Annotated in this window: 2 protein-coding genes; both read left to right on the top strand. The window is 72.1% G+C overall.

The genetic code is table 11. From position 1 onward, the window contains the following. Nucleotides 1-24 precede the first annotated feature (24 nt). Nucleotides 25-6,723: a non-ribosomal peptide synthetase gene (locus ALA01S_RS28720; RefSeq protein ID WP_259375544.1), complete on the top strand. Its 6,699-nt coding sequence runs from the start codon at nt 25-27 to the stop codon at nt 6,721-6,723. Beyond that, on the top strand, nt 6,723-11,475 hold a 4,753-nt coding region (locus ALA01S_RS28715; RefSeq protein ID WP_157119363.1), incomplete at its 3' end, for a non-ribosomal peptide synthetase. The genes ALA01S_RS28720 and ALA01S_RS28715, both read left to right, overlap by 1 nt.

The following is an 11,475-nucleotide window of genomic DNA, read 5'->3' as shown; positions in this document are numbered from 1 at the left end:
CCCGCGGGCGAGGCCGAGCGGCAACTGGCAGCCGTTTGGGCCGAGGTGCTCGACGTGGCGCGCGTGGGGCGCAACGACAACTTCTTCGAGCTTGGCGGGGACTCCATCCTGAGCCTGAAAGTGGTGGCACAGGCGGGCCGGGCCGGACTGCATTTCAGCCCCAGGGAGCTGTTCCAGCACCAGACGCTGCAGGCCCTGGCGGCCCATGCGGCCGACCCTGCACGGCTTGCCGGGCAGCAGCAGGCGCCCATGGCGGCCCTGCCGCGCGAGGCCGGCACCGCCGCTTGCGTCTTCCCGCTGTCGCACGCCCAGCAGCGCCTGTGGTTCCTGTGGCAGCTCGACCCCGGCAGCTCCGCCCATCACGTGCCCGGTGCGCTGCGCCTGCATGGCGCACTCGACGGCGCGGCCGTGCACGCAAGCTTCGAGGCGCTCGTGGAACGCCACGAATCCCTGCGCACCGTGTTCCGGGGCCATGCCGCCGGACAGGGCGAGCAGCACGTCCTGCCCCGCATGGCGCTGGACATGCCTCTGTTCGACCTGGGCACGACAGCACCGGCCCTTCGCGAGCAGGCGGCCCAGGCCATCGCGCGCGAGCTCGTGCAGGCGCCCTTCGACCTGGCGGCCGGCCCCCTGTTGCGCGTGGGCCTGATCCGCCTGAGCGGGGAGCACGAGCCGCAGGTGCACGTGCTCGTGCTCGTCATGCACCACATCGTTTCCGACGACTGGTCGATGAAGGTCCTCATCGACGAGTTCGTGGCGCACTACCGCCAGCACACGCTCGGCGAATCCCGCCGCATGCCGCCGCTTCCCGTCCAGTACGCCGACTACGCCGCCTGGCAGCGCCGCTGGCTCGAAGCCGGCGAACGGGAGCGCCAACTGGCCTATTGGAAGGGCCAGCTCGGCGACCAGCACCCGGTGCTGCAACTGTCCACGGACCACCCGCGCCCGGCCGTGCCCGCCTACACCACGGCACGCCATGCCGCCGTGCTCGAACCGCAACTGGCCCAGGCCCTGCGGCGCAGCGCGCAGGCCCGGGGCTGCACGCTGTTCATGGCGCTGCTCGCGGGCTTCCAGGTGCTGCTGCACCGCTACACGGGGCAGGAGGACATCCGCGTGGGCGTGCCGGTGGCCAACCGCGACCGGGCCGAGACGGCAGGGCTGGTCGGCTTCTTCGTGAACACCCAAGTGCTGCGCGGCCGGCTCCAGGGCCGCCAAACCCTGGGCGCCGTGCTCGACCAGGCGCGCGAGGCCGCGCTGCAGGCGCAGGCGCACCAGGACCTGCCTTTCGAGCAACTGGTGGAAGCGCTGCAGCCGGAGCGCAGCCTGCGCCATGCGCCGCTGTTCCAGGTGCTCATGAACCACCTGCGCAGCAGCACCGAGCCGCTGGCGCGGTTGCCGGGGCTGACGCTGGAGGATTTCCCGCTCGGCGGCCAGGCGGCGCAGTTCGAGCTGACGCTGCACACGACGGAAGATGCGCAGGGCCGGCTCGGCGTGGCGTTCGTCTATGCACAGGAGCTGTTCGATGCGCAGACCATCGAGCGGATGGCCGGCCACTACGTCGCCGTGCTGCGGGCGTTGGCCGAAGCGCCTGCACGGCGCATCGACGAGGTTGGGCTGCTGAGCGAGCAGGAAACGCAGCAACTGGCCCACTGGGGCGTGAATGCGCCGTGGGACCCGGGCACGCAGGACTTCGTCCACCGGCGCTTCGAGCACCACGCGCAGGCGCGGCCCGCCGCGCCCGCGGTGATCGCGGGCGATAGCACGCTGAGCTATGGCGAGCTCAACCGCCGGGCCAACCGCCTGGCGCACCGCCTCGCGAAGCTGGGCGTGGGCCCGGAGAAGCGCGTCGGGATCGCGATGGAGCGCTCCGTGGACGTGGTGGTGGCGCTGCTGGGCGTGCTCAAGGCCGGCGGTGCCTACGTACCGATGGACCCGGACTACCCGGCGCAACGGCTGGCCCACATGCTGCGCGACAGCGGCATCGAGCTGCTGCTGACGCAAAGCCACCTGGCGTCGGCGCTGCCGGCCGGCGGGCCGCTGCGGGTGCTGGCGCTGGACACGCTGCCGCTCGACGACGAGCCGGCGCACGATCCCCAGCCCGCGCTGCACGCGGGGAACATCGCCTACGTGATCTACACGTCGGGCTCCACCGGCCAGCCCAAGGGCGTGGCGGTGGCGCACGGGCCGATTGCCATGCAGATCCGCGCCGTCACCGAGGCCACCGCGATGGATGCCAGCGACCGCGAGATGGCGCTGTTCTCGATCGCCTTCGATGCGGCCCAGGAGCGCTTCCTGGCGCCGCTGGCCACGGGTGCCGCCATGGTGCTGTGCGATGCCAGCCGCAGGACCGTGGCCGAGGTGCTGCAGGAGATGCGGGCGCAGCGGGTCAGCTCCGTCATCATGCCGACGGCCTACATGGGCGCCGTCGTGCAGCGCCTGGCGGCCACGAACGAGAGCCTGGCGCTTCGCCTGTGCATGGTCGGCGGCGAAGGGTGGCCCAGGGAGACCATCGCCCTCGCCCGCGAGCGGCTGCGCGCCCAGATCCTGGTGAACGCCTATGGGCCGACGGAAGCGGTGGTCGGCCCCACGACATGGCGGGTCACGCACAGCCACAGCCATTACGCGCCGATTGGCCGCCCGGCCGGCGACCGTTGCGCGCTGGTGCTGGATGCGGCGCTCAACGCCGTGCCGGTGGGTGTGCCCGGAGAGCTGTACCTGGGCGGCATGGGCCTGGCGCGCGGCTACCTCGACCGCGCGGGGCTGACGGCGGAGCGCTTCGTCGCCGCGGACAAGGGCCAGCGGCTGTACCGCACCGGGGACCTCGTGCGCTGGAACCGTGAAGGCCAACTGGAATACCTGGGGCGCATCGACCACCAGGTGAAGGTGCGGGGCTTCCGTATCGAGTTGGGCGAGATCGAGGCAAAGCTGCTGGCGCAACCCGAGGTCCGGGAAGCGGTGGTGGTCGCCAGGGAGGGCGGCACCGGCACGCGGCTGGTGGCCTACGTCAGCGCGCACGCGGGCCATTCGATGGACGCCGCCGCCCTGCGCGAGCGCTTGGGCGCCTCGCTGCCGGACTACATGGTGCCCGGCGCGCTCATGGTGCTGGACGCGCTGCCGCTCAATGGCAACGGCAAGGTGGACCGCGACGCGCTGCCCGCGCCGGCACCCTTGGGCGACCGGGCCCATGAAGCCCCCGAGGGCGAGGTGGCGCAGCGGGTGGCGGCCCTGTGGTCCGAGCTGCTCGGTGTGGAGCGCGTCGGCCGCCACGACAACTTCTTCGAGCTTGGCGGCCACTCGCTGCTGGCGCTGAACCTGCTGGAGCGGCTGCGCGGCCAGGGCTGGCCGGTGCAGGTGCGCACGCTGTTCGAGCATCCGCAACTGCAGGCCTTTGCCCGGGCGCTGGTGCAGTCGCAGGACGCGGCCCGCGCCGAGGTGGCCGTGCCGGCCAACGGCATTCCCGAAGGGTGCCGGGCCATCGAGCCGCACATGCTCACGCTGGCCGATCTGGACCGCGAGCAGATCCGCACCATAGAGGCGGCGGTGGCGGGAGGCGCGGCCAACATCCAGGACATCTATCCGCTCGCTCCGCTGCAGGAGGGCATCCTGTTCCACCACCTGCTGCAGGCCGAGGGCGACGCCTACGTCACGCCGCACCTGCTGAGCTTTGACAGCCGAGGCCGCCTGGAGCAGTTCGTCGCCAGCTTCAACCAGGTGATCGCACGCCACGACATCCTGCGCACCGTGGTGCTGTGGGAGGGGCTGGCGGAGGCGGTGCAGGTCGTGCTGCGCGAGGCCCCGCTGCGGCTGCAGTGGCTGCACGAGGAGCAGGGCAAGGCCCAGGCCCAGGGCGATGCCGGGGCCGCTGCGGACGTCGAGCAGCGCCTGGCCGCGCACGTGAACCCCGCGCGCTACCGCATCGACGTGCGCCAGGCACCGATGATCCGCGCCGTCGCGGCGCACGACCCCGCGCGGGCGCGCTGGCTGCTGCAGTTGCCGTGCCATCACATGGTGGTGGACCACACCACCCTGGAGCTGCTGGTGCGCGAGATCGCGCTGCTCCAGCAGGGCCGCCAGGCCGAGCTGCCCGCGCCGGTGCCGTTCCGCCGCTACGTGGCGCAGGCCCGGCTGGGCATGAGCCAGGCCGAGCACGAGGCCTTCTTCCGCCGGTTGCTGGGCGACGTGGACGAGCCCACGGCGCCGTTCGGCCTGCTCGACGTGCAGGGCGACGGCACGCGCATCGCCGAGGCGCGCCTGGCGCTGGACGAGCGGCTGGCCCGCCGCATCCGCCAGCAGGCGCAGCGCCACGGCGTAAGCCCGGCCACGCTGTTCCACCTGGCGTGGGCGCTGGTGCTGGGCCAGGCCACGGGCAAGGACGACGTGGTGTTCGGCACGGTGCTGTTCGGCCGCATGCAGGGCGGCGAGGACGCGCACCGCGCGCTGGGCCTGTTCGTCAACACGCTGCCCGTGCGGATGAAGCTCGGCGGGCTGGATGCGCGCGAGGGCCTGGCCCGGATGCACGGGCTGCTCACGCAGTTGCTGCACCACGAGCACGCCAGGCTGTCGCTGGCGCAGCGCTGCAGCGGGTTGCCGGGCGGCACGCCGCTGTTCTCGGCAATGCTGAACTACCGCTACGCGCCGAAGGCCGATGTGCGGGACGTCCAGGTCTGGGACGGCGTGCAGGTGCTCGCGAGCCAGGAGCGCACGAACTACCCGGTGACGCTGTCGGTGGACGACCTGGGCGAGGGCTTCGAGATGGCGGCGCAGATCCACGAGGCGGTCAGCGCGCAGCGGGTGTGCGGCTACGTGCTGTCGGCGCTGGAAGGGATCGTGGCCGCACTGGCGCAGGACGCCGGGGCTCCCGCGCAGCGGCTTTGCGAGCTGGCGCGGCTGCCCGCCGCCGAACGCGACGAAGTGGCAGCCTGGGGCGTGAATGCCCGCTGCCACGACGATGCGTTGCCGGTGCACCGGTTGATGGAGCGGCAGGTGCGCCTCACGCCGCGGGCGACGGCACTGGTGTTCGGCCAGGAGGCGCTGAGCTATGGCGATCTCAATGCCAGGGCCAATCGCCTGGCGCACCGCCTGATCGCGCTGGGCGTGCGCCCGGAAACGAAGGTCGGCCTCGCGGTGGAGCGCTCCATCGAGATGGTGGTCGGGGTCCTGGCCATCCTGAAGGCCGGCGGCGCCTACGTGCCGCTGGACCCGGATTACCCGGCGGACCGCCTGGCCTACATGGTGCAGGACAGCGGCATCGCGCTGCTGCTCACGCAGAGCCATCTGGGCGTTGCGGACGCACCGAGGCGGCTGGCGCTGGACATGCTGGACCTGGCGGGCGAGCCCGATACCGACCCGCAGGTGGCCGTGAACGGCGAACACCTCGCCTACGTCATCTACACCTCCGGCTCCACCGGCCGGCCCAAGGGCGTGATGGTGCGGCACCGCTCGCTTGCCCATTTCCTGCTGAGCATGAAGGATGCGCCGGGCATGGCGGCGGACGACGTGCTGGTGTCCGTGACCTCGCTGTCCTTCGACATCGCGGCGCTGGAGCTGTTCCTGCCGCTGCTGTGCGGCGCCCGGCTCGTCCTGGCGCCGCGGGAGGTGGCGAGAAGCGGCAGCGCGCTGGCCGAGCTGGTGGAGCGCAGCGGGGCCACGGTGCTGCAGTCCACGCCCGCAGGCTGGCGGCTGCTGCTGGCCGGCGGCTGGAGAGGCCGCCCGCAGCCGGGCTTCAAGGGCCTGTGCGGCGGCGAGGCGCTGCAGCCGGACCTTGCGGAGCAGTTGCGGGCGCGCGGTGTCGAGCTGTGGAACCTGTACGGTCCGACCGAGACCACGGTCTGGTCGGCGGCGGTGCGGGTCGAGGGCCCGCCGCGTGTCGGCGGACCGATTGCGGCGACGCAGCTGCTGGTGCTGGATGCCGCGCTGAACCCGGTACCCGCGGGCGTGGCCGGCGAACTGTTCCTGGGGGGTGTCGGCCTGGCGCGCGGCTACAACGGCCGCGCGGGGCTGACCGCCGAGCGCTTCGTGGCCGCGGTTGATGGCAGACGGCTCTACCGCACCGGCGACCTGGTGCGCTGGAACGCGCGGGGCCAGCTCGACTACCTGGGCCGTCTGGACCACCAGGTGAAGGTGCGGGGCTACCGCATCGAGCTTGGCGAGATCGAGGCGCAGTTGCTGGCGCAGCCGCAGGTGCGCGAGGCGGTGGTCGTGGCGAGCGAGGGCGCCGGTGGCGCGCGGCTCGTTGCCTACGTCGCGCCGCAGGGTGGCCAGCCGGTGGACACCGCCGCGCTGCGCGCACGCGTTGCGGCGAAGCTGCCCGACTACATGGTGCCGGCGGCCATCGTGGTGCTGGAGCGGCTGCCGCTCAACGGCAGCGGCAAGGTGGACCGCAAGGCGCTGCCCGCAGCACAGGCCGCGAGCGACAAGCCCTTCGAGGCACCCGCCGGCGCCGTGGAAGAGGCGCTGGCCGCCATCTGGTGCGAGCTGCTCGGCGCGCCGCGCGTGGGCCGCAGCGACAACTTCTTCGAGCTGGGCGGCCATTCGCTGCTGGCTGTGCAGATCGTGTCGCGAGTGCAGGCGACGCTGCAGTCCGATCTGCGGATCCAGGACATCTTCCTCAACCCGACCCTGTTCGGCATGGCTGCGCTGATCACGCAAGCCGGCCGGAGCAAACCCACCGACGAGTCGCTTCTGGACATCGACTCGTTCATCGACAGCATGGAGACAGCTTGATGGAAAGCACGTCGACGCGCCGCATCGCGGAACGCTTTTCTCGACTGACCTCGGCGCAGCGTTGCGCCGTCTACGACAAGATCCGCGCCGAGGGCCTGACGATAGGCCAGTTCCCCATCCTGGCCCGGGAGGCCTCGGCCCGCGGACGCTGCCACCTCTCCTATGCGCAGGCGCGCCAGTGGTTCCTCTGGCAGCTCGATCCGCAGAGCACGGCGTACCACATCAGCGGTGCGCTGCATCTGCGGGGCGCGCTGGACGCGCAGGCCGTGCGGGCGAGCTTCGCGGCCATCGTGGCGCGCCACGAATCGCTGCGCACGGTGTTCCGCGCCGATGCGCAGGGCCTGGCCGAGCAGGTGATCCTGGAGGACGGCGGCTTCGACCTGCGCCTGGTGGACCTGGGCGACGTGGAGGCGCCGCAGCGCCAGGCGCAGGCCGATGCGGCCGCCCGCCGCCTGAACGACGTGCCGTTCGATCTGGGCACCGGCCCGCTGCTGCGCGTGGGCCTGATCCGCATGGCGGCCGACGAGCACCTGCTGGTGGTGGTCATGCACCACATCGTGTCGGACGGCTGGTCGATGCAACTGGTGGTCGATGAGTTCGTGACCCAGTACCGCTCGCATGCCCGCGCCGAGGCCTGCGACCTGCAGCCGCTGCCCATCCAGTACGCCGACTACGCCGTGTGGCAGCGCAACTGGCTCGAAGCCGGGGAAAAGCGCAGCCAGCTCGCCTACTGGACGCAGCAGCTGGGGGACGAATGCCCGGTGCTGCAGTTGCCGGCCGACCATGCGCGCCGGGCCGACGGCAGCTACCGCGCGGCGCTCAAGCACTTCGAGCTGCCGCGCGATCTGGTCGCGGGCCTCCACCAGCGTGCGCAGGGCGAGGGCGCGACACTGTTCATGGCGCTCCTGGCAGGCTTCCAGGTGCTGCTGAGCGGCTACACCGGCCAGCAGGACATACGCGTCGGCGTGCCGATTGCCAATCGCCACCGCGTGGAAACCGAGGGCGTCATCGGCTTCTTCGTGAACACGCAGGTGCTGCGCAACGTGGTGGACGGGCGCACCAGCCTGTCGCAGGCGTTGCGGCAGGCGCGCGACGCGGCCCTGGGCGCGCAGGCGCACCAGGACCTTCCGTTCGAGCAACTGGTGGAAGCCCTGCAGCCCGCGCGCAGCCTGAGCGCCAGCCCGTTGTTCCAGGTCATGTTCAACCACCAGCGCGCCGACTTCCGCGCGCTGGAGAACCTGCCCGCACTGGCGCTGACGGAGCATGAGCTGGGCGTCCAGGCCGCGCAGTTCGAGCTGACGCTGGACACCCATGAGGGCGCGGACGGGCGGGTACAGGCGACCCTGACCTATGCAGCGGAGCTGTTCGAGCCGCAGACGATGGAGCGCATGGCGGGGCATTACCTGTCGGTGCTGAAGGCGCTGGCCGAACGACCGTGGCAGGCCGTGGGCGACGTGGCGCTGCCGGGCGACGCCGAGCGCGCGCAACTGGCGGCGTGGGGCGTGAACCCGCAGCGCTACGAGGACGCGCAGCCCGTGCACCGCTGGTTCGAACGCCGGGTTCGCGGCACGCCCGCGGCGACCGCGCTGGTGTTCGAGGCCGTTGCGCTGAGCTATGGCGAGCTCAACGCGCGCGCCAACCGGCTGGCGCACCGCCTGATGGCACTGGGCGTGCGCCCGGAGACGCGGGTGGGCATCGCGGTGGAGCGTTCCATCGACATGGTGGTGGGCATCCTGGCGATCCTGAAGGCCGGTGGCGCCTACGTGCCGCTGGACCCCGGCTATCCGGCGGACCGCCTGGCCTACATGGTGGCCGACAGCGGCATTGCGCTGGCGCTGACGCAGAGCCACCTGAGCGTGCCCGGCATCGGCGCGCTGAAGCTGCTGGCGCTGGACACGCTCGATGCCGGCGGCGAACCCGATACCGATCCGCAGATCGCGGTGCACCCCGACAGCCTGGCCTACCTGATCTACACCTCCGGCTCCACCGGCCGGCCCAAGGGCGTGGGCATTTCCCACCGCGCCCTGGTGCAGCACGCGCAGGAATCCGTCCGGTTCTTCGGCCTGACGCCGGCCGACCGCATGCTGCAGTTCTCGACGCTGAACTTCGACGGCTTCATCGAGCAGACCTTCGCGCCGCTGGTGGCGGGCGCGGCCATGGTGCTGCGCGGGCCGGTGCTGTGGGACAGCGAGACCTTCTACCGCGAGCTCATCGGCCAGCGCATCACGGTGGCCGACCTCACGACCGCCTACTGGCTGCTGCTCGCGCAGGACTTCGCGCGCCGGGGCCGGCGCAGCTACGGCGCCTTGCGGCAGGTGCATGCGGGTGGGGAGGCGATGCCGCCCGAGGGGCTCAAGGCCTGGCGCGAAGCGGGGCTCGGACATGTCCGGCTGCTCAACACCTATGGCCCCACCGAGGCGACCGTCACCGCCTCGGTGCTGGACTGCTCGCCGTACCTCCAGCAGGCGCGCGAGCTGCCGCCGCGCATGCCCATCGGCGTGCCGCTGGCCGGGCGGGCGCTGCACGTGGTCGGTCCGGACTTCAGCCTGGTGCCGCAAGGCGTGGCGGGCGAGCTGTGCATCGGCGGCGCGCTGCTGGCGCGCGGCTACCTCGGCCGCGGCGGCCTGAGCGCCGAGCGCTTCGTGGCGGACCCCTTCGGCGGCGTCCCGGGCGGCCGGCTCTACCGCACCGGCGACCTCGTGCGCTGGAACACGCAAGGCGAGCTCGAATACCTGGGCCGCATGGACCACCAGGTGAAGATCCGCGGCTTCCGCGTCGAGCTGGCCGAAATCGAGGCCAGCCTGCTGGCGCATCCGGCGGTGCGCGAGGCCGTCGTCGTGGCCAACGAGAGCCCCGCGGGCCTGCAACTGGTGGGCTACGTCTCAGGGCAGGAGATCGATACCGCGCAGCTTCGCCGGTCGCTTGGCGACGTGCTGCCGGACTACATGGTGCCCGCGGCGCTGGTGGTGCTCGAAGCCCTGCCGCTGAACGCCAACGGCAAGATCGACCGCAAGGCCTTGCCGGCGCCGGCATTCGTCGACGACAAGCGCTACGAGGCGCCCGCCGGCGAGACGGAACGGCGGCTTGCCGCGATCTGGGCCGAGGTGCTGGGCGTGGCGCGGGTGGGCCGCAACGACAACTTCTTCGAGCTTGGCGGCCATTCGCTGCTGGCGCTGCGCCTGCTGGAGCGCGTGCGCAGCCAGGGCTGGCCGGTGCAGGTGCGCACGCTGTTCCAGCAGCCGCAGCTCGCCGGTTTCGCGCAGGCGCTGCTGCAGGAGGAAGGGCGCCGCGGCATCGCCGTGCCGCCGAATCTCATTCCCGCGGGATGCACGGCGATCGAGCCGGCGATGCTCACGCTGGTCGAACTCGATGCCGGGCAGATCGCGCGCATCGAGGCGGCGGTGCCGGGCGGTGCGGCCAACATCCAGGACATCTACCCGCTGGCGCCGCTGCAGGAAGGCATGCTCTTCCACCACCTGCTCCAGACCCGGGGCGACACCTACGTCACCCCGCTGGCGCTGAGCTTCGACAGCCGGGAGCGGCTGGAGCGCTTCATCGACAGCTTCAATCGCGTGATCGAGCGCCACGACATCCTGCGCACCGCGGTGCTGTGGGAAGGCCTGCCCGAGGCGGTACAGGTGGTGCAGCGGCACGCGAGCGTGCAACTGCAATGGGTGGCGGTGGACGAGGCGGCCGGCGCGCCCCCGGTGGCGCAGCAACTGGACGCGCTCGTGGACCCGGGCCGCTACCGCATCGACGTGCGCCGCGCACCGATGATCCAGGCCCTCGCCGCGCACGACCGCGCCGGCCGGCGCTGGCTGCTGCAACTGCCCAGCCACCACCTCGTGCTGGACCATGCCACGCTGGACCTGCTGGTCGAGGAGATCGCGCTGGTGCAGCAGGGGCGGGTGCACGAGCTGGCCGAGCAGGTGCCGTTCCGGCGCTACGTGGCGCAAACGCGCCTGGGCGTGAGCCGCGCCGAGCACGAGGCTTACTTCACCCGCATGCTCGCAGGCGTGGACGAGCCGACCGCCCCGTTCGGACTGCTCGACGTGCAAGGCGACGGCACCCGCGTGGTCGAGGGCCGCCAGGTGCTGGACGCGCCCTTGTCCGTGCAGATCCGACGGCAGGCGCAGCGCCACGGCGTGACGGCCGCAACGCTGTTCCACTTGGCATGGGCGCTGGTGCTGGGCAAGACGACCGGCAAGGACGACGTGGTGTTCGGCACGGTGCTGTTCGGACGCATGGACGGCGGTGAAGGCGGCGAGCGGGCGCTGGGCCTGTTCATCAACACGCTGCCGCTGCGCGTGCGGCTGGGCGCCCGCGGCGTGGTGCAGTGCATGCGCGAGACGCATGCCGCCCTGGCCGGGCTGCTGCACCACGAGCACGCCAGCCTGTCGCTGGCGCAGCGCTGCAGCGCGCTGCCGGGCGGCACGCCGCTGTTCTCGGCGCTGTTCAACTACCGCTACAGCCCGCAGGCGACGGCGGCCGGCACCGACGTGACCTGGGAGGGCATGGAGGTGCTGGGCGGCGAGGAGCGGACCAACTATCCGCTGGGCATGTCGGTGGACGACCTGGGCGAGGGCTTCGAGCTGGTGGCGCAGGTCGATGAGCGCATCGAGGCGGCGCGCGTGTGCGGCTACCTCGTGGCGGCTGTGCGTGGCGTGGTGGGTGCGCTCGCCAACCAGCCGGGCCGGCCGGTGTCCGAGCTCGACGTCTTGCCGGGGGAGGAGCAAGTGCGCATCTCGTCAT

Origin of the sequence: Azohydromonas lata NBRC 102462, from assembly GCF_001571085.1 — a bacterium.
GTDB classification, from domain to species: Bacteria; Pseudomonadota; Gammaproteobacteria; order Burkholderiales; family Burkholderiaceae_C; genus Azohydromonas; species Azohydromonas lata.
This window is presented reverse-complemented; position numbering and strand designations above follow the sequence as displayed.